Raw genomic sequence first — 19,190 nt, forward strand, 5'->3', positions numbered from 1 at the left:
TTAGAGGATTGGCAGATGCGCTTTGTTGATGAAGCAGTCATTACCGTAGAGGCTGGCGACGGTGGCAATGGCGTAGCCAGTTTTCGCCGTGAAAAATTTGTACCATTTGGTGGCCCAGATGGTGGTGATGGCGGACGTGGTGGAAGTATCTATATTCAAGCTGATGATGATACGAGTACGCTAGTCGATTACCGTTACACACGTAAGTTCCGTGCTGAGCGCGGAAAGAATGGTGCAGGCGCTAACTGTACCGGACGTGGTGGTGAAGATGTGGTTTTAAAAGTACCCGTTGGTACAACAATTGTTGATACAGATTCAGGCGATATTATTGGCGATTTGGTTGAAGATGGCCAAAGAATTCTGGTTGCAGGTGGTGGTGACGGTGGTTTGGGGAATACCCACTTTAAATCATCAACTAACCGTGCTCCGCGTAAATGTACGACTGGTATAAAAGGTGAGTTTCGTGAAATTCGCCTTGAATTAAAAGTATTGGCAGATGTTGGTTTATTGGGCATGCCAAATGCTGGTAAATCAACCTTTATTCGTGCTGTAAGTGCTGCAAAACCAAAAGTGGCAGACTATCCATTTACAACCATGGTTCCAAACCTAGGTGTAGTAGATGCTGACCGTCATCGTTCATTTGTAATGGCCGATATTCCTGGGTTGATTGAAGGTGCAGCAGAAGGTGCAGGTTTGGGAATTCGTTTCCTTAAACATCTGGCACGTACGCGTATCCTTTTACACATTATTGATGTGCAGCCAATTGATGGTTCAGATCCGGCGCATAATGCAAAAGCAATTATGAACGAGTTAGTTAAGTTTTCACCTACTTTGGCTAAACTACCAGTTGTTTTAGTACTGAATAAACTTGATCAGATTGCTGAAGAAAGTCGTGAAGAGTGGTGTCAGCATATTCTAGATGAACTAGAGTGGACTGGACCTGTCTTTAAGACATCGGGCTTATTAAGTGAAGGAACGAAAGAGGTTGTGTATTACCTCATGGATCAGCTTGAACAACAACGTGAACGCGAAGTTGAAGATCCTGAATATGCAGCAGAAGTAAAAGCTTTCCGTGAACAACTAGAAGTTGAAACACGTGAACAAACCATTGCGGCAAAAGAAGCATATCGCGCTATGCGTCGAGCACAACGTCTTGAAGGCATGTTAGGCGATGATGATGATTTTGACGATGATGAAGACGACAATGATGTAGAAAGCGTCTACGTTCGTGACTAGAAAACCGAGGAAAACATGATAGAAGTGGTCGATGGGCAACGTCAGCTCAGTGAGTGTAAACGAATCGTTGTTAAAATCGGATCATCTTTACTCACAGCCAATGGGCAAGGTTTAGATTTGGATGCTATTTCGCATTGGGCGAAACAGATTGCAGATCTACACAATGCTGGACACGAAATTATTTTAGTGTCTTCTGGAGCTGTGGCTGAAGGTATGGTTCGTATGAAGCTTGCGAGTCGACCCACCGATCTACCCAGTCTACAAGCCTGTGCTGCGATTGGGCAGATGGGTTTAATTCATACTTGGTCTAGTGTGCTTGAAGAACATGGTATTCGTACTGCTCAGGTTTTACTGACACATGATGATCTGGCGGACCGCCGTCGTTATTTAAACTCATGTGATGCTTTACAAAACTTGATTGATTGGCGTGTGATTCCGGTCATTAATGAAAATGATACGGTATCTACCGATGAGATCCGTTTTGGTGATAACGATACTCTAGCTGCGATGGTTGCAGGTCAGGTTCATGCAGAATTGCTGATCATTTTAACGGATCAGCAGGGTATGTTTGACTCAGACCCACGTCATAACCCTGATGCTAAATTACTCTCTACTGTTCGTGCCATGGACGATGTTTTATTCGAAATGGCTGGCGGTGGCGGTGTACTTGGCAGAGGTGGTATGGTGACTAAGGTTCGTGCCGCACGTTTAGCTGCTAAGTCGGGTTGTCCAACGCTCATCGCAAGCGGTGAAAGTGATAATGTCTTGTCACGTGCGATGGCGGGTGAAATGCTAGGTACGTTGTTTACGACAGATAAAGACCGTATGACTGCTCATCAACAGTGGCTCGCTGCTCATTTACAGACAGCAGGCCGTCTTGTGATTGATGATGGTGCTGTTGAAGCGATTAAATTGAAGCATCGCAGTTTGCTCCCTGTTGGAGTTAAAAATGTTGAAGGACATTTTGATCGTGGTGATGTGGTTGAATGTGTCGATAAACAAGGTAAACGTATTGCGGTAGGTCGAGTGAACTTTAGCTCACGATCAGCCGAAATTATTAAAGGCTTAGCCTCAGATAAGGTTTATCAAGTGCTTGGTGAAGCTCGTTCACTTGAAATGATTCACCGTGATCATATGGCAATTTATTAAGTTTTACTCAAATAAAAAAGCTCGCTTTAAGCGAGCTTTTTTTCTGGTGTTAAACGAGGTAAAACACGGTCTTCACCTACCATATATGGATGTGTGGCGAGACTGAGCATGTCTAAGTCTTCCGAGCTATTACCATAAGCATAAATCTGGTGGTAATGCTGTAGTGTATATTGCTGATGTATTCTTAACTTCTTTTGTTCACTACTACAGTCTGGAGTGGAATAGTAACCCGTCATCATGCCGTTTTTAATTTGAGTTTCAGTACAAATTAATTCGATATCTAGTAACTTGCAAAGTGGAGCAAGATAGACATCAATTGAAGCTGAAACTAATACGACCTGATCACCACGCAATTGATGGTTTTGTAACTGATTAAAAATTTCAGGCGAAAGCGCAGAGACTAACTCTTGTGCGTATTCTTCACCTAATTTTTGTAATTCAATTGCAGGCGTATTTTTAAACATGCTACGGAATAACTTGGCACGCATAGCATGGGCAGGATAAAAGTTAAGATAGTAGGCTTGAATCCATGGCAGAATTTTCAAGCCTTGCTTAACAATGTGAGGCTTAGATAAAGCATAAAAGATAAACCCTGTAAAACTATCTTTACTACACAAGGTTCCATCAAAATCGAACAGGGCGAGACTTTTTATAGTCTTATTCGTTTCGCTCGTTGCATACATGTTTCATATCGTCCGTTTACGCGGGTTGCATACCAATTGGTATTATAATCACGACTTAATTTAGGCCCGGAAATCACCACTTGAGGCATAATTGCATAGAGCGGTTCTTTGCCAGTTTTTGATTTATAAAGTTTAGTCAGCGCAATATAAGTTTGAGTACTTTCAAACTTTTTCTCTTTTTCTAATTTAAGATCATCACGAATTTGTCGTGGGGTAACCAATACATTATTTTTTGCAAATACCGTGATCAGTTCTTTTTCTGACTCGCTTTGAGCTGCGCGTGGATCACCATCTTTTGTATAAAGAAGTAGATCGCCATCAAGACTTATATCTGTATCAGTAAGTTCTTTTAGCATTTTTTGAAAAGCTGCATTACGGCTAGAGTACATACCAGAGTTATAATCCGCAAAACGATAAATGGCTTTATCGTAGTCTGCCGGATAAACCATTAAACGATGTATGCCGTAATATAAACCACCGTATTCAGTATATAGGTCATCGCGGAGCGCAGCAGTACTCATACTCGAACGCTTATTGGCTTTCGCATAATTAATATGAACTTGCATTGAGCCCAAAGTCGTAATAGGGTTCATTTTCTCGCCAATATCTTGACCAACCAATTTGGCTGCACCAGTTAAGGCACTCACATGATAGTGTTTAGCCATGAAGTCGAAAATTTCTCGGTAAAGTAAGTCGAGTTCTTTCTCGGTTTTAACTTTACGCATTTGACTCATATAGTTGTTATCAGGAGAGGGCTGAGTTCTTAGAACTTCTTCAAAGTAACCAGCAATTGTTCCACCAACGGTTTTGCCAAGCTTATCTTCAAATTTTTCATTTAAACGTGTACTAACTTCTTCAACTGCCTTTTGTCCTAACCCAGGCACTTGAGGGTTGGCAACAAAGTTAGATTCCTGATCCACTACAGCTACAATACTACAGACATTTTTCTTGGTTTTAGGAATATCCAAGTCTTTCATAATGTCATCAATATCTTTAGCCCATGACTCACGGTCATGCACACGTGATGGAATTAGACGTTTAATCTGTTGGCTTTCTAGTTCAGGCTCATCATTGTTTGACCACCAAGCTTTATCACCACAAGCAGCTAAACTCATGCATACGGCAGCCATGCCGAATGATTTTAATAAAAAACGGGAAGACAACGGTTTGTTCATGGCGAGGAAAGCACCTGCATAAAAAGATGAGCCGATTAAGCGGATGAAGTATACTATGTTGATCATCAATTGTATGAATATATATGTATATTGGTCCCTATCAACTGTCAAATAATTTAATTGTTGCTCCTATGGCGGGAGTTACTGACCGTCCATTTAGAACACTCTGCAAGTATTTTGGCGCAGGCCATGCAGTCAGTGAAATGATGACTGCTAATAAAACTTTGCGGATGAGCAAAAAGAGCCTCTACCGTGCGAACTTTGATGGTGAGCTCGCTCCGATCTCTGCTCAAATTGCAGGCTCTGATCCTGAGCAATTGGCAGAGGCTGCACGCTATCAAGTAGCAAATGGCGCACAAATTGTTGATATTAATATGGGATGTCCTGCCAAGAAAGTATGTAATAAGCTCGCTGGTTCAGCGTTATTACAAGATGAAGACTTAGTGGCTCGAATTCTTGATGCGGTTGTTGCTGCTGTTGATGTTCCCGTGACTTTGAAAACCCGTTTAGGCTTTTTAAATGGTCAGGAAAATATTTTAAGAGTCGCAAAAAGGGCAGAAGAAGCGGGGATTGCCGCGCTAGCTTTACATGGCCGCACCCGTGAAGACATGTATTTAAATACAGCACGTTATGATTTGATCAAACATGTCAAAGAATTAATCAATATTCCACTTATTGCGAACGGTGATATTGATAGTCCTGAAAAAGCAAAATATGTACTCGACTATACAGGGGCCGATGCAATTATGATTGGTCGAGCTGCTCAAGGTCGACCATGGATTTTTCGTGAAATTGCTCATTATTTAAAAACTGGTGAACACTTAGCTGCACCTAATATTGAAGAGGTGAAGCAGGTGTTACTAGGACATTTATCAGAACTTTATCAATTTTATGGTGAATACTCTGGCTGCCGTATTGCCCGCAAACACATTGCTTGGTACACAAAAGGTTTACGCTCAAGTAACGAATTTCGCCAAAATATGTATAAAGTTGAAAGCACTGCTGAGCAGGCAATAGTAGTCGAAAATTATTTTAATCAGTTATTAGCTGAAGGCAATTTGATGAGTGATGTTCAGGTTGAGCAGGTTAACTTACTAGAAACCCATTAAGTAAAAAGCCAGTATATGATTACTGGCTTTTTAAGATTTACTCATCTTCTAGCATTTCTACAACTAACTGGTTAACCAGATCAGCAGCATCTAGCTCTCGTATTTGAGAGACATTACTACCCGCCCAAAAAGCACCGAAGCCATAGTCTTTATTCTTGCTTGCAATGGCATTTAATTGCTTGGCTAGATCGTATGCATATGGATATTCGGGTTGAGGAGGGCGATTAGGTAAATCAATTTGTGTGTGCCAATGGTTGAGCAGGCCACGGGCTGGACGCCCAGAAAGACTGGCGCTGATTTGTGTTACAGGTTCATTAAATAAAGCTTTACGATACTCGGCAGATGCATTTGATGTATGGCATTGAACAAATGCTGTTCCGAGTTGAACAGCAGCAGCTCCTAAGCTCAACATATGCCGTGCTTGTGCTCCATTCATAATTCCGCCTGCGGCTACCACAGGCTGTTTGCAATGCTTGACAATAAGGTGTACTAAATCGCTTGTTTTAATTGCTGCATCAAAAGTTTTATTAAAGATTCCACGGTGTCCGCCTGCTTCAATCCCTTGAGCAATAATAATATCTATACCAGCCGCTTCAATGGCTTGTGCTTCAACTAAATTGGTAGCAGACACCATCGTAATAATTCCGGCATCTTTTAATGCCTGAATTTGGTGGGGATGGGGAATCCCAAAATGAAAACTTACCGCTTTAGGTTTGGTTTCTAATACGACATTTAGAAAATCATCGTTATCAAGAAAACTTGGATAAATACAGTTTAACTTTTGAGGAGGCTGTTCTCCGAACTTTTCAAATTGTGGGCGTAAATATTCAATCCATTGAGCAGAAGTTTGAAGATTAAGTTGCTCGGGTTGATGACAGAAAAAATTAACCTGAAATGATTTTTCTGTAAGTGTTTGGGTTTTTAAAATCTGTTCACGTGCACTTTGTGCCGTATTTGCACCTAGACCTAAGGACCCAAGACCACCCTGATTAGAAACTTCTGCTGCAAGTTCAGGTGTAGATACACCTGCCATAGGGGCAAGAAAAATTGGATGTTTAATTTCAAGTTGTTGTAATAGGTCCATTTTATTCACCTCATTTCTTTCTGTTCACCATAACGTGAAAGCAGAACCAAGAGCAAATAATATTGGGCATTTAGTTTTTAAATATTTAGTTCTTAAACATTGATAAGTTGTGATTTTTTAAAGTGGAGTAACATGAAATAAAGAGCCGATCCAGCTTGAAAAGCCCATCGCTAAAATTCCCCACAAGGTAATGCGTAGACTCCCTTTAAGCTTGGAAGTACCTGCGAAATGACTTGATAGCGCTCCTAAAAAAGCTAATGAAATAATGCCAAATATTAAGACTGTTTTTTCGATCCATATCTCTGGACTGAGTAAAATAGCCAGCATAGGAAACAATGCCCCAAATGAAAATGAGCCAGCTGAAGCTAATGCGGCTTGAATAGGATTTGCTGCGGTATTTTCATGAATACCTATTTCATCACGCGCGTGAGCCCCTAATGCATCATGATTTGTAAGTTCAGTAGCAACTTGTAGCGCTAAATCAGGTGCTAAGCCTCTGGATATATAAATTTGAGTGAGTTCGTCCAGTTCACGCTGCGGATGCTTTTTAAGTTCTTGTTCTTCAAATTTTAAGTCGGCTTTTTCAATATCTTCTTGTGATTTTACTGAAATATATTCTCCTGCAGCCATAGAGGTTGCACCGGAAATTAAACCAGCAATACATGCAATAAGAAGTGTATGAGCAGAAGCCCCACTTGCAGCCATTCCCATAATTAGACTAGTAACAGAAATAATTCCATCATTTGCCCCTAAAACGGCCGCCCTTAACCACCCTGAGCGGTGAATAAAATGATGTTCTGGATGTTGAGAAAAGGACATGTTTTCTCCTATTTGTAGTTATAAATTTTTATCTTATCCTATAAGATTATTTACAATAATACGATTAAAAAATGTGTCATTATAGGAAAAACAAACAGATAAGAACTTTTTAAAACATCATATTAAAGGAGATAAAATGAACAATTTAAAGAACTCATCTACTTATATAAACAGTGTCATTTATGGGTTTAATTATAATACTTATTGATTAAATTTTAATTTGATTGCTACGCAAGCATTCTACCTATTTTACTCTAGAGGTCCCAATGAATAGCAAAACAATAAAATCTATAACCCGTTCCTTTATCGTTATTGGTTCGATCTGTCCAGCTTTAGGCCTCTTAAGCATGGAGACTAGTTTTGCACAAGAGATTGTTAATCAAGAATATAAACCAGGTAATCCAATTTATGATAAATGGGATCAATTTTATAAAATTGAAAAGACTCAACCTGAAAATGCCGAGAAGTTATTATTAGAACTTGGAGAGATGACGCCACAAGATATCAAAGTTTGGAAAAGCTTAACTTATTTACAGATTCGACTGGGGAAACAAGATGCAGCTTTGCAAAGTCTGAGAAAAGCAGAGGCATTAGATCCAGCAGATGATAATTTAAAACTCCAAGAAGCCTATCTACTGAATTCTCAAAAAAATAACAAAGAGGCTCTGGTGGTTTTTAAGGAGCTTACCCAGTCTAAAGATGCTGATATTGCGACTAAAGCGACACAGGCTGTAAAAAATCTGAGTGGAGGAGAGGTCAAAACTTATTTCCGTGATGTGTATTTTGCGCCTTCATATGAATCACGTTACGACGATGTAATTTTCCCACTTAAAGCTCGCTATGGTAAGAACCTCGATAATGGTCGAGCGCAAGTGTATGGCTTTTTAAATCTAAACCGCGATACTCAATCTCAAGGTGGTGTAAGACCTGAAATTATTGATGAAAATGCAGTAACTCTAGGTGTGGGCGCTAATTATCAACCTTGGACTTCTATACCTGTGCGCATGTATTTAGAAGTAGGTGGAAGCTATGATCTGATCGATCGAAATAGAGATAAGTTTCGTGAAAGTGTTGTGGGTGGGGTGACGGGTTATCAAGAGTGGTATTCTCAAAATAATTGTAATCAGTCACTTTGTTTTAATGATTACTTCACTGATTTATATGGCAACGCAGCAACTTATTCTAGAGAAGATTATAACGTTATTGGTGACTTGCGATTACGTACGGGTTTGAATGTCTATAAGGGGGAAACGGGCACTGTACAGGCGTATGTGAAATTGCATGGCTTAGCTGACAGCAAAGATGAGTATTACAATAATTTATTTGAATATGGCCCAGGTATTTCATGGCAGCCTTTTAATTATCAACCTATAAAATTACGTGTAGAACGGCTATATGGCAATTACTTTAAAGATGTGCCAATAAATACGAAAGATCATTACAACAATACTCGAGTAGAGCTCGTTTTTTATAAGGATTTCTAAAGTGAATAAAATTTTTATATCTATTGTATTTGGAACCCGTCCTGAATTAATCAAACTTGCCCCTGTTATTTTATTGGCAAAACAAGACCCTCGCTTTCAAGTTGAAGTGATTTTTACTGGACAGCATGACGAACTAGTAAGAGATGCGATAGATTTCTTTGGGGTTGAAATTGACCATCGTCTTAAAATTATGAATGCTGGACAAAGTTTAAATCAGCTACTAATACACGGTTTGAGCCAAATCGAGAATGTATATACTGATGGGCAAAAAAGAGATGCAATTGTTATTCAGGGAGATACAACAACTGTTTTAGCAGCTGGCTTAGTCGCATTTTCAATGAAAGTTCCTGTTGCGCATGTTGAAGCTGGTTTACGTTCTTATGATTTGGATCATCCTTTTCCAGAAGAGGGAAATCGTCAGTTAGTGTCACGTATTACTAAATGGCATTTTGCCCCGACTGAACAATCAAAAAGAAATTTACTCAATGAACAAATTCCGCCAGAGCTCATTACGGTTACTGGCAATACAGTTGTTGATGCGGTGTATTTAGGGCGTAAATTAATTGCTGAAAAATCTGATTTGAAGAACCAGCTTGAACCTTATGGAATTCAATTAAAGCAAGATGACAAAGTAGTACTTATTACTGCCCACCGTCGTGAAAATTTTGGCGGTGGAATTCAAAATATTTGCAATGCGGTTGAGCACTTAGCTCAAGCACATCCTGATTTACATTTCATTTGGCCTGTCCATTTAAACCCAGCCGTCCATGACGTAGTCCATGATAAGTTTAAAGACCACTCCCAAATTCATCTTGTTAAACCATTAGACTACCCAAGTCTATTGGCAGTGATAGACCGATCTACTTTTATTTTGACGGATTCAGGAGGCTTACAAGAAGAAAGTCCATCATTTAATAAGCCAGTTTTAATCTTGCGAGACACTACCGAGCGACCAGAAGTTGTTGAGGTGGGAGCAGGCGTTTTGGTGGGTACAAATCAACAAAAAATTATTGAAGAAGCTGAAAAGTTACTCACTGACCAACAGCACTATGAAAAAATGGCGCATGTAGAAAACCCATTCGGCGATGGGCAAGCAGCTCAACGTATTCTCAATCAAATTGCTAAATCTTATGAATTGGCATAATCATGATTTAAGGATCTCGTCTCATTTATGGTTTTGTTGGCATGACCATAAGTGAGGCGGTACCATAAGCTCACAATATTAACGCACCAGCGGCTCATGTAATGAGGACCATCAAAAATATAAACAGTTTTACCTTCATATGCTTTTAGCTGAGAAATAATTTCCCAAGGATATGCGGCTCTAAATTGCCCATTCTTTTTCACTCTAAAAGCTTCTAATACTATAATTACTTTGTCTTTTCCAAGTTTATGTTCAAGCTGATCTAAAATATGTTTGGCCTGTTTAGGTGATCGAACGCCAACGCCAACACCATCTTGGAAAAAAACTCCCGTATGGTCAGGCAGCCAGCTTTTAACCCATAAATCATAATTTTCAGGCTCAGTTTCGCCACTATAAATACTCACCCAGACTGGTGAAGGAAGCTTCGACAACACATGACCTAAAGCACTGACTCGTAGCCAAGTTGGATCTGCTTCTACCGGAAAGTAATAACCTTTAAATGCTGTTTTTTGTTCTTTTATAATTTGGGCAGATTTTTCGCCTAACTCAATGACATTAGCTCGAGCTTTAGGTTCATTATATTCACCTGCTAAACCCAAGATTAGATTTTTAGCCCAAGGTTCTTGTTTAATTTTTTCTAAATTAATTGCTTTTTCCCATTGAGGAAAGTTTGATTCTTTCCACCATGATTTAGACTCAACAACAGACCACTGAGGAACAAATGTATCAACACCCAAATAGTGCCAGTTTCCCTCTGGTGGGGTCGTGTTATTGTCGGGCTGCCAGAAAATTCCTTCAATACGCGGGGCTTGACCTTGATGTTTGAACAACCCCGCATAAGCTATAACACTACATATAATTAAAATAATAAAAGCAGCTATTTTAATTGGTATCTGTTTTTTCATTATTTCGTCTTAACCAGTACCACAAGAAGATAATTATTATCATAATTGCAGATATAATCACAACTAATAAGAAGAAAGAAGATTGTTGGACTAAAGGTGCTTTTTGATTTCCGACAATGAGCTTTTGTAAAACATAAATATTTCCATTTTCTGAAACCAACATTTTTGTCACGTTATTTGGAATTTTATGCTGTATTTTTTCCCAAAGATGCATAAAGCTTTGTGCGCCACCTTCTGAGTCGGTAATAACATCAAAACGGTTATTGTTATAACTCACAATAAAACCATTAACAGCAGCAGGCGCATAAATAATATCTTGATGCATTAATACCTGTTGTTGATAAATATCTTTATTCACACGAACATTTATTGATTGAGGTGCACTCGGTGTATAGCGAACTAGGTTTAGAGGAATAGGGGCTTGTGTTAACAACATTTTTTTAGCAACTTGGCCCATAATAATAGCAATATTTAAAGCACCAGATTGATCATCAATCGCAATGGTTGGAGTAGTGGCTAAAGTCATAGAAATTGCGGCTACGCCATTTTTGAGTTTATGGGGTAGCTTTAAGGTAGATTTAGCTGTATCAATCCAGAGCGAACCATGTGCAGTGGGTAAACACTGTGAATTAGCAATCACCGAGTTTTCAAGCTTTAAACTAAAATTGGTCGTATTAGAAATCGCTTTTGCAAAAATGTTGAATTGTCGGTTGACGGGATCGGAAGCAAGGTCGGCTGTTTTCATGCTGCCTGCAAGTCCGCCATCAATCCAAGCCGTAATATTTGAACCTTGCAATAAACCACTTTGAATACGAAGTGCAATTTGCCCTTGCAAGATATCGGTTGGTTGCCATACCGCTGGGAAATCAAGGAATAAGTTCTTTTCAGCGTGATTTAATCTGAAGTCCTCAATGCCTAAATCAGCAAGTGTATTGATTTTTTTAAATTGTGCCCAAGTTGGGGGGGAGATCGTTGTGGGAAAAATTGCACTTCCTGTATCAAGTTGCTCTACATATGAGGGATTGATTAGTCCATTTATGGCAGCAGTGAGTTCTTGTGGTGTGTGATAAGTAATTGAAAGAGTAGCCACTCCATTTGCTGGTTTTGCAATTTGTACTAAAGCTCCCCCTTTAAGTGGCGTAGCTGAGCGAATCACTTCAATAATGAAATTTGTTTCATCATTTAAATTAGTTTGTCCTGAATCAACCCATTCAATTGGTGTGATAGAAGTCCATGAACTTGCTAATCTAGCGAGCATAGAAGCTTCTATAATCTCTTTACGGTTATATTTTAAAATACCAACAAACGGAGTAGGCCGTCTCGCTTGTGGATTAGCTAAAGCATCTGGTAAGTCTTTTAAACGGTATACATTACGGATAGGCGTAAAGTCGAGTTGGGAATTGCTTAAATAAGTTAAGTGATCAATATCTTCTGTACAGAATGTTTCTTTGGTTTGATTCAGTGTAGTTGGTTTAGCATACTGTTGAATAATAAAATCTAAACGATGAAAGCCACTCTGACTTGCTGGAATATCAAATTTTACTTGACCATCCCCACTTAGGGTAGTGTTATAAATGAGTTTATCATCATATTTTACGAGTAAAGTTGTATCACTTTCAGTGGAATAATCACTTGAAAATTGAATGTTTTGCCACTGGGCACCTTTGCCAATATAGAAAAAATGAGGCTCGACCGTATATTTAGTTGAAGTACTAATATCGTCGAGTTTCCATATGTATGCATGAGCAGACATGGCGAGCATAAGACTGGTGCTGGCAAGGAGCACTTGAGCTGTTTTGTAAAGATCAAAAGTCTTTTTCATTTATTTTTTCTCCTTGCTACGTTCCGTTTTGTACCATTGAAGGGAGTTGCCCTGTATTTTATTTTTAAGCATGTCATATGCGGCTTTAAAAACAATAAATAGAAATATTTGTGAGTAACTTACGTAAGATAGAACTGAATAAAAGTAGAGTTCTGGTTTGACCCTTTCTAAAGAGAGAGTAAACCACATTTGTGCCACATATAGGCAAAATGACAGTCCCCATAGAGTTGTGAATGGGCCTGGAACTGAAATACCCGCAATATCAAGTATGCCAAGGGTTAAGGTGATATGACTCCAGAATAAAGCGGGTACAAAAAGTATGTAGCACATAATGTTGTTAAGAATTTCAATTCCGATAGGAAAAGGCGTTCTTAATGCGACGGGTAAATATTTACGAGTCACATAAAAATTACCTTGGGTCCAACGTGAACGCTGTTTAACAAACACACTCAGAGATGGAGGATCTTGCTGCCAACCAATTGCATAGGGCACCCATTTAATCCGTTTTTGACCAATGAAAATCCTAAAACTCATTTCTGTATCATCGACCAATGACTTTTCATCAAAACCGCCTAAGGTTTCTAAAGCATCACGCCAAATCACATAGTTAGTACCCATTAATGTCGATAGCTCAAAACGTTGCCAACGGCCGCCTTGGAAAATCCATTGGAAAAAGATGAACTCAATGGCAATAAATCGGGTCAAAATACTATCTTGCCAATTACGTGTTCTTACTTTTCCATTAACGGCCACTAATTTTTTATCGGCAAGGAGGGTTTGAGCGAGCAGACGAACACAATCGGGTTCAGGTGTACTGTCTGCGTCATAGACAACAATCAATTCACCTCGAGCATGGGGGAGGCCATTATTAAGCGTTCTAGACTTGCCTTTACCGCCCATTCCTTTAGGAACATTGACAATTTTTATGCAAGGATAAATCTGTGCCAAATTTTCGGCAATTTCTAAGGTGTTATCCTTTGACCCATCATTAATGAGTAAAACTTCATATGCTTCGGCTGGGTAATCTTGTTGAGCAATTGCATGCAAAGTATCTTCAATCACAACACCTTCATTATAGGCAGGGATGAGGACACTCAAAATGGGCCATCTCTCTGGTATTGGAAGGTTTTGTAACTCTTTTTCTGCTGTTTTTGAATATTTCCAAGCTTGATAACTTAACCACGCCCAAAATGCTTGTGGAATCCAAATCCCTAAAAATCCAAATAAGAAGAGAATATCAATGGGAGCCATTTGATTTAACCCTCCTGATAATAGACGAGATGAGCAAGACTAATAAAATCAACCCGATTACAAGAGAGAACCATGAAATATAGCTGCCAAACGTACCAAGGAGGTCAGGGTAGGTACTCGTGAGAATTAGATCGAGTGGAACTACAACAGTACTTAAACCGATAAAAATGTATCCAAGGAAATTAGTTTTTACATACTCTGGCGTACTTATGTAATTAATCTTATTAAATTTCCAAGATATTCCGAGTTGAGGATATCGAATATTTGTTGTGGGTAGATCAGCAGGAGGATTAATAATAATTTCATACCCAGAAATATGACCGTTAAAACGTTTAGCCGAATAAAATAAATGCTGTTTTTGCTTAATTTCTCTAGAGGGTAACGGGAGCTGCGAAGGGTTAAATTGAATAATATAACTACCAGCGGTCTGTGAAATTAAATTTTCATCCCATCCCGTTGAGACAAAAGCAGCCATTGGGCGTAACCCAATTGCAGTCGAAAATGTGGCTTTAGCCGCAAAATATTGAGGTTGCTCTGATTTATAAAGTGCAATCGGAATCGCACCTTGGCTGACTGCTTCTTTGAGCAAGAAATAATGAGAAAAGCTAAAAACTTCATCCGGCAATATAATGCCAGGCTTGATCCCTTTATGAATAAGTCGTTGAAAGCTATCCGAGCTGATCTGGTCAATTGTAAAGATAGGCCACCATGTATCCTGATATGGAAAAAACATTGAAAGATCATCAGTACTCTGAACTTCTGTTTTTGTTTGTTCCGTTTTAATCTCACAATGATAATATTGCCGATAGAACTGCTGTAAAGTGGCATCAGGATACTGACTAGATGCAATAATAATTCCACAAATATTAAGAAGATTAGACATTAAGTAATCTCCTCTTCAGGTGGAATCTGAATAACTTTATATTCGACTTCAAGCCGCAAAGTCATAATTTCTTTTAGCTTTTTAATAAATTCAGGTTCTTCATCCGTTTTTTGCTTGCGAATTACAATGCTGTATATAGTTTCAAGATCATCATCAGCAAACTGGAAAACGATTTCTTGTGGATGATGTTGGCTCAAAATTTTGATCATCTCATTTTGCGTGGTTTTCCACACATCGTCGCCTAACATTTCTTTAATTAAGCTTCGGTTGAGAATTCTAATTTCAAAGACTTCATAGTCTTGAATGTGATGATGATCAAGAAGCTTAAAGAAACTGCGTTGAAAATATTTGAGTGCGCTAAGCGGGAAAATATCACGGCGATAATTACGGTCATAACTTTGAATATCGCGGTATTTTTGAACGTTAATTTCGATATTATGGCGAACAGCACTCAGAAAAAGAGGAATGAGGGGAATAATAAAAAGTAAAAGAAGCTGACGTTCAATATGCGTCTGAGCCCCTAAGTCGAGTAGAAAATATACTGCAACACCGATAAAAGCGAGTAAACCCACAATTAAGGATGCACCAACTTGTAAAAAAGCTCCAGAAATTAAAAGAATGAGAATAAAAATCCAGCTTCCTCTAAAACTTACAGGCAACCACTCATACGCCACCATGCCCATAAATAGATGAGCTGCATCCATAAGACGAGTGTTCTTCCAGGGTTCTTTTGTTGCATGTGAGCTATAGCTACCTTATTGTAATGTTAATTTTTTTATACTTTTATTTATTACTAAATGTGAGACATTGCGAAGTTGTTGTTGTTTATGGCCTTTTTAAGTATCTATTATGTTTATTTGTAGAACAAAGTCTCACTATAGTCAAATACTGTTATTATTTTTTAATTAAAAATAAACACTTAAGACGTAATTCTTATTTAAATACTCTTGAAAGTTTCAATTGCTTTAAGACGAGTTTCCTTTAAATCTACAATTGGTTTTGGATAATTTAACTGAATATTCGTTTTAGTCGAGTAGGGCTCATGAATGGCTTTATTATCTAGATGAGCTAATTCTTCAACCCATTGACGAATATAATCTCCATTTGGATCAAATTTCATTGATTGAGCAATAGGGTTAAAAATTCTAAAGTAAGGTACGGCATCAGTTCCGGTAGAAGCGCACCATTGCCAGCCACCATTATTTGCTGCTAAATCCCCATCGATTAAATGCTCCATAAACCATTGTTCACCTACTCGCCAATCGATGAGTAAGTTTTTACATAAAAACATAGCGGTAATCATACGAACACGATTATGCATCCATCCCGTTTTTAAAAGTTGACGCATTCCAGCATCAATAATCGGTATACCTGTCTGGCCCGTTTGCCATGCGGCTAGGTGCTCTGGATTGTGACTCCACTTAATTTTTTGAGTATCTTTTTTAAATGGAATATGTTTAGAAACATGTGGGAAATCAAATAAAATATGCTGATAAAATTCTCGCCAAAGCAGTTCGTCTAACCAAGTCTGCTGGCCTTCATTTGTCAAATGAAAGTTGCCATGTTCAGCCCTAAAAAGAGCTTGCAGGCACTGGCGGATAGACAAAATCCCAAGGTTTAAATAGGGAGAAAGTTGGCTAGTTCCTTTTATATTGGGAAAGTCACGTTCAGATTTATAATCAGATAGATGATCTTTAATAAATACGTCGAGTTGATCTAGAGCAAAAACTTCTCCGGCTGGCCATAAGTCTTGTTGCTCTTTAGAAACAGAAGGTTCAAAAAAAGCTTCAATATCTTCTAGGGTTAAGCTGTTTATTTTTGAAAAAAACGATGGATAGCCACTTTGCTTTTCAGGAATCGGATAGCATTGAGGTAACCCACTGATATCCAATTTTGAATAACATGCTTTTTTGAATGCACCGAAAACCTGATAGGGCTGCTGTGACTGGTTGCGAATTGAGCGTAAAGGAAAAATCGTACGATCATGAAATAAAAAAAGTTCTTTGCCTTGTTGATTTAAAAAATCTTGTACAGTTTTATCTCTTTTTAATTCATTAACGCCGGTCTCTATATTTGAATAGATGTTTTCAATATTAAGTTGAGTGCTAAGTTCACCAATATAATCAGCGATATCTTTCCAGTAAGGAATGACTTGGATAATAAGGGGAATATTAAGTTGTTCTAGTTCTTTTTTTAGTTGTTGAAGTTGGCGTAGATAGAAATTAATTTTTATAGGTGCATCGTGATGCATTTTCCATTGTTCAGGCGATAAAATAATTAACCCAATACAAGGCCCTTGTTGAGAGGCATGCCATAAAGCAGCATGGTCTCGAACTCTCAAATCTTGACGAAACCAAATTAGCTGATTTACGTTTGACATGAAAATTGGCCCTTTTAGAGTGAAGTGAGTTAAAGAATTATTATCAAAATATTATATAAAAATAAATACATAAAAAAAGCAAAGCCGAAGCTTTGCTCTTATCATCTTTAAAGATGAATTAGTGGTGATGACCACCAGCACCGTGTACGTGACCGTGATCTAATTCTTCTTGAGAAGCATCACGGATTTCTACGATTTCAACTTCAAAAGTTAAATCTTGACCAGCAAGTGGGAAGTTAGCATCAACAACAACGTTGTCGCCTTCAACCGCTTTAACAGTAACGATCTGTACGCCGTCATCTGTTTGAGCTTGGAATTGCATACCAGGTTGAATGTTCTCAACACCTTGGAACATTTGAGCTGGAACTTCTTGTACTAGGTCTGGGTTGTATTCGCCATAACCTTCAGCAGCTGGAACGTTAACAGTGAATTTTTCACCAACAGTTTTACCTGTTAATGCATTTTCTAAACCAGGAATGATATTGCCTGCACCGTGCAAATAGGCAAGTGGTTCACCTTGAGATTGATCAAGTGTTTCACCCTCAGCGTTTGTTAATTTGTAGTGGAATGAAACCACGTGGTTATTTGCAATAGCAGTCATGTTTTTGATCCATTCAATCAATTGAAGCGTACATCATAAAGTGAAAAATAAATTTTGTAGACTACAAAATCTTAATCTTTGGCACTTTTTCTGATGCGTTTTTATATAAATAGGGACGAACTTAAAAAATTCAACTTAATACAGCTTAATTTTTGGACGTACACGTCTTGTAAGTAAATCTTTCATTGTGAGTAGTCCAGCCTGAGTATATCCGTGAATCGTTGCTTGATGTAAACGATATAAAGAGACATACATTGTTTTCGCAATATAGCCTTGCACGCTGACATCCCCAAGTAATTCTCCAACGGCTTTATGACGACTTAAAGACACGAGAGAACCTTTGTCGTTAAATGTAAACATTGGCTGTGATCGGCCATTTAGTCTGGCAGCCATAGCATCGACTAAGAAGCTGGCCTGTTGGCTTGCAACTTGAGCACGCGGGCCAAGTGGAGGATGTCTTGCATCAAGTTGGCAATGAGCACAGTCACCAAACGCAAATACATTTGGATCAGAATAAGTTTGCAAGGTTGCATAGACCATCAGGCGGTTAATATTGTCGCGTTTAAAATCGGTAAAACTTTCTAATACCTTCGGTGCTTTTACGCCTGCGGCCCACACGGTAATATCACTTTTGAGTTGATTACCATTACTAAAGTAGATGCAATGTTTATCAATTTTTTCAACACGATGTTGAGTTAAAATTTCAACACCCATTTTTTTGAGTTGCCCAGCACTGTGTTCAGCAGTTTTATCATTTAAAGCAGGTAAGATACGTTCAGAAGCTTCAATCAGTGTGATTTTGACTTGGTTTGGATGAATCTTCTTTAAACCATATCGATAAAAGTTTTTAGTCGTTTCAATTAACTCAGCTGCAAGCTCTACACCTGTTGCTCCCGCACCAACAATTCCAATATTTAAAGTTCGCTGATTGGGTTGATTTTGAGCTTCAATATAAAGATGTAATAAATCTTGCTGGAAAATATCGGCTTGCTTTCTGCTATCAAGGAAATGGCAGTTTTCACGCACACCTGCTGTATTAAAGTCATTTGATACTGAACCAAGCGCTAAAATAAGTGTGTCATAACTTAGCTTTTGCGAATGATTCTGCTGATCCTTAGACACTTGAGGGGGCATTAGTTCAATTAATTTTTTATCTTTATTAACTCCAACTAATGTTCCGAGCACAAATTCGTAATGATGTTTTTCTGAGTGTGCAAAATAGTTAGTTTGTTCTTCGTGGGGATTTAAAGAACCAGCAGCAATTTCATGAAGCAATGGTTTCCAAATATGGGTAAGGTTTTGGTCAACCAATGTAATCTTTGCTTTACGATTTTTCCCAAAAGTTTCACCGAGTTGTGTTGCCAGTTCTAAGCCACCAGCACCACCACCAACAATTACAATATGATGTAAATTTTGGGTCATTTTTTCACCTAATTATTTTTCTATAAAAAAAGATGGCTAAATT

General features: G+C 38.5%; 16 protein-coding genes and 1 pseudogene. 5 read left to right on the forward strand and 12 right to left on the reverse strand.

What is annotated here, in order from left to right:
* Window positions 1-15 precede the first annotated feature (15 nt).
* Window positions 16-1,236, forward strand: a complete 1,221-nt coding sequence (gene cgtA / locus MKL33_RS00675) for an Obg family GTPase CgtA (RefSeq protein WP_003650347.1) — start codon at window positions 16-18, stop codon at window positions 1,234-1,236.
* 15 nt (window positions 1,237-1,251) lie between these two features.
* Window positions 1,252-2,385, forward strand: coding sequence for a glutamate 5-kinase (gene proB / locus MKL33_RS00680; RefSeq protein ID WP_270906285.1), 1,134 nt, complete (start codon window positions 1,252-1,254; stop codon window positions 2,383-2,385).
* Between the two features lie 26 nt (window positions 2,386-2,411).
* On the opposite strand, the gene MKL33_RS00685 is transcribed toward proB, so the two are convergent.
* Both MKL33_RS00685 and MKL33_RS00690 read right to left on the reverse strand, forming a co-directional pair.
* Window positions 2,412-3,068, reverse strand: coding sequence for an HAD-IB family hydrolase (locus MKL33_RS00685; RefSeq protein WP_270906286.1), 657 nt, complete (start codon window positions 3,066-3,068; stop codon window positions 2,412-2,414).
* A complete protein-coding gene (locus MKL33_RS00690) occupies window positions 3,035-4,243 on the reverse strand; it encodes a DUF1615 domain-containing protein (RefSeq protein ID WP_025468349.1) in 1,209 nt (402 codons plus the stop codon). Before MKL33_RS00690 ends, MKL33_RS00685 begins: the two co-directional genes overlap by 34 nt.
* 83 nt (window positions 4,244-4,326) lie before the next feature.
* Here MKL33_RS00690 and dusB point away from each other — a divergent pair, with 83 nt between their 5' ends.
* The gene (dusB, locus tag MKL33_RS00695; protein ID WP_270906287.1) at window positions 4,327-5,352 is read left to right on the forward strand and encodes a tRNA dihydrouridine synthase DusB; all 1,026 of its coding nucleotides are present in this window, start codon (window positions 4,327-4,329) and stop codon (window positions 5,350-5,352) included.
* A 37-nt stretch (window positions 5,353-5,389) separates the two neighbouring features.
* Here dusB and MKL33_RS00700 read toward each other — a convergent pair whose 3' ends face one another.
* Window positions 5,390-6,436 (reverse strand): NAD(P)H-dependent flavin oxidoreductase, encoded by a 1,047-nt coding sequence (locus tag MKL33_RS00700; RefSeq protein ID WP_005067873.1) that lies wholly within the window; start codon window positions 6,434-6,436, stop codon window positions 5,390-5,392.
* 117 nt (window positions 6,437-6,553) lie between these two features.
* Window positions 6,554-7,255, reverse strand: coding sequence for a VIT1/CCC1 transporter family protein (locus tag MKL33_RS00705; RefSeq protein ID WP_005067876.1), 702 nt, complete (start codon window positions 7,253-7,255; stop codon window positions 6,554-6,556).
* A 266-nt stretch (window positions 7,256-7,521) separates the two neighbouring features.
* Between MKL33_RS00705 and MKL33_RS00710 the strand changes: the two genes are divergently transcribed.
* On the forward strand, window positions 7,522-8,739 hold the full coding sequence (locus tag MKL33_RS00710) for a tetratricopeptide repeat protein (protein ID WP_270906288.1): 1,218 nt from the start codon (window positions 7,522-7,524) through the stop codon (window positions 8,737-8,739).
* Window position 8,740: 1 nt separating this feature from the next.
* A complete protein-coding gene (wecB, locus tag MKL33_RS00715; RefSeq protein ID WP_039759548.1) occupies window positions 8,741-9,883 on the forward strand; it encodes a non-hydrolyzing UDP-N-acetylglucosamine 2-epimerase in 1,143 nt (380 codons plus the stop codon).
* Here wecB and MKL33_RS00720 read toward each other — a convergent pair.
* The 8 genes and pseudogenes from MKL33_RS00720 to MKL33_RS00755 all read right to left on the reverse strand — a co-directional run bounded on the left by MKL33_RS00720 (window position 9,868) and on the right by MKL33_RS00755 (window position 19,147).
* The gene (locus MKL33_RS00720) at window positions 9,868-10,788 is read right to left on the reverse strand and encodes a hypothetical protein (RefSeq protein ID WP_270906289.1); all 921 of its coding nucleotides are present in this window, start codon (window positions 10,786-10,788) and stop codon (window positions 9,868-9,870) included. The genes wecB and MKL33_RS00720 overlap by 16 nt on opposite strands.
* Window positions 10,766-12,610, reverse strand: coding sequence for a hypothetical protein (locus tag MKL33_RS00725; protein ID WP_270906290.1), 1,845 nt, complete (start codon window positions 12,608-12,610; stop codon window positions 10,766-10,768). The genes MKL33_RS00720 and MKL33_RS00725 overlap by 23 nt, the downstream gene beginning before the upstream one ends.
* Window positions 12,611-13,861 (reverse strand): glycosyltransferase family 2 protein, encoded by a 1,251-nt coding sequence (locus MKL33_RS00730; RefSeq protein ID WP_032004457.1) that lies wholly within the window; start codon window positions 13,859-13,861, stop codon window positions 12,611-12,613. It lies immediately after the preceding gene.
* Window positions 13,848-14,744 carry a hypothetical protein gene (locus MKL33_RS00735; RefSeq protein WP_270906291.1) on the reverse strand — a complete coding sequence of 299 codons (897 nt, stop codon included), beginning with the start codon at window positions 14,742-14,744 and terminating at the stop codon, window positions 13,848-13,850. Before MKL33_RS00735 ends, MKL33_RS00730 begins: the two co-directional genes overlap by 14 nt.
* A pseudogene (locus MKL33_RS00740) lies at window positions 14,744-15,483 on the reverse strand (hypothetical protein). Before MKL33_RS00740 ends, MKL33_RS00735 begins: the two are co-directional and overlap by 1 nt.
* Window positions 15,484-15,681: 198 nt before the next feature.
* Window positions 15,682-17,124, reverse strand: coding sequence for a cryptochrome/photolyase family protein (locus MKL33_RS00745; protein ID WP_270906292.1), 1,443 nt, complete (start codon window positions 17,122-17,124; stop codon window positions 15,682-15,684).
* A 118-nt stretch (window positions 17,125-17,242) separates the two neighbouring features.
* Complete coding sequence (locus MKL33_RS00750) at window positions 17,243-17,725, reverse strand: FKBP-type peptidyl-prolyl cis-trans isomerase (RefSeq protein ID WP_002118581.1); 483 nt, start codon at window positions 17,723-17,725, stop codon at window positions 17,243-17,245.
* A 135-nt stretch (window positions 17,726-17,860) separates the two neighbouring features.
* On the reverse strand, window positions 17,861-19,147 hold the full coding sequence (locus tag MKL33_RS00755) for an NAD(P)/FAD-dependent oxidoreductase (RefSeq protein WP_262441471.1): 1,287 nt from the start codon (window positions 19,145-19,147) through the stop codon (window positions 17,861-17,863).
* Between the last annotated feature and the right edge of the window lie 43 nt (window positions 19,148-19,190).

The sequence above is a fragment of the Acinetobacter sp. AOR43_HL genome (assembly GCF_027854635.1).
Classification (GTDB): Bacteria; Pseudomonadota; Gammaproteobacteria; order Pseudomonadales; family Moraxellaceae; genus Acinetobacter; species Acinetobacter pittii.

Excerpts from the sequence above, each read along its gene's own strand:
- MKL33_RS00720 (WP_270906289.1), bottom strand. The coding sequence starts at position 10,788 with ATGAAAAAACAGATACCAATTAAAATAGCTGCTTTTATTATTTTAATT.
- MKL33_RS00690 (WP_025468349.1), bottom strand. The coding sequence starts at position 4,243 with ATGAACAAACCGTTGTCTTCCCGTTTTTTATTAAAATCATTCGGCATG.
- MKL33_RS00710 (WP_270906288.1), top strand. The coding sequence starts at position 7,522 with ATGAATAGCAAAACAATAAAATCTATAACCCGTTCCTTTATCGTTATT.
- MKL33_RS00685 (WP_270906286.1), bottom strand. The coding sequence starts at position 3,068 with ATGTATGCAACGAGCGAAACGAATAAGACTATAAAAAGTCTCGCCCTG.
- MKL33_RS00735 (WP_270906291.1), bottom strand. The coding sequence starts at position 14,744 with ATGTCTAATCTTCTTAATATTTGTGGAATTATTATTGCATCTAGTCAG.
- MKL33_RS00755 (WP_262441471.1), bottom strand. The coding sequence starts at position 19,147 with ATGACCCAAAATTTACATCATATTGTAATTGTTGGTGGTGGTGCTGGT.
- MKL33_RS00730 (WP_032004457.1), bottom strand. The coding sequence starts at position 13,861 with ATGGCTCCCATTGATATTCTCTTCTTATTTGGATTTTTAGGGATTTGG.
- proB (WP_270906285.1), top strand. The coding sequence starts at position 1,252 with ATGATAGAAGTGGTCGATGGGCAACGTCAGCTCAGTGAGTGTAAACGA.
- cgtA (WP_003650347.1), top strand. The coding sequence starts at position 16 with ATGCGCTTTGTTGATGAAGCAGTCATTACCGTAGAGGCTGGCGACGGT.
- dusB (WP_270906287.1), top strand. The coding sequence starts at position 4,327 with ATGTATATTGGTCCCTATCAACTGTCAAATAATTTAATTGTTGCTCCT.
- MKL33_RS00700 (WP_005067873.1), bottom strand. The coding sequence starts at position 6,436 with ATGGACCTATTACAACAACTTGAAATTAAACATCCAATTTTTCTTGCC.
- MKL33_RS00745 (WP_270906292.1), bottom strand. The coding sequence starts at position 17,124 with ATGTCAAACGTAAATCAGCTAATTTGGTTTCGTCAAGATTTGAGAGTT.
- MKL33_RS00725 (WP_270906290.1), bottom strand. The coding sequence starts at position 12,610 with ATGAAAAAGACTTTTGATCTTTACAAAACAGCTCAAGTGCTCCTTGCC.
- MKL33_RS00705 (WP_005067876.1), bottom strand. The coding sequence starts at position 7,255 with ATGTCCTTTTCTCAACATCCAGAACATCATTTTATTCACCGCTCAGGG.
- MKL33_RS00750 (WP_002118581.1), bottom strand. The coding sequence starts at position 17,725 with ATGACTGCTATTGCAAATAACCACGTGGTTTCATTCCACTACAAATTA.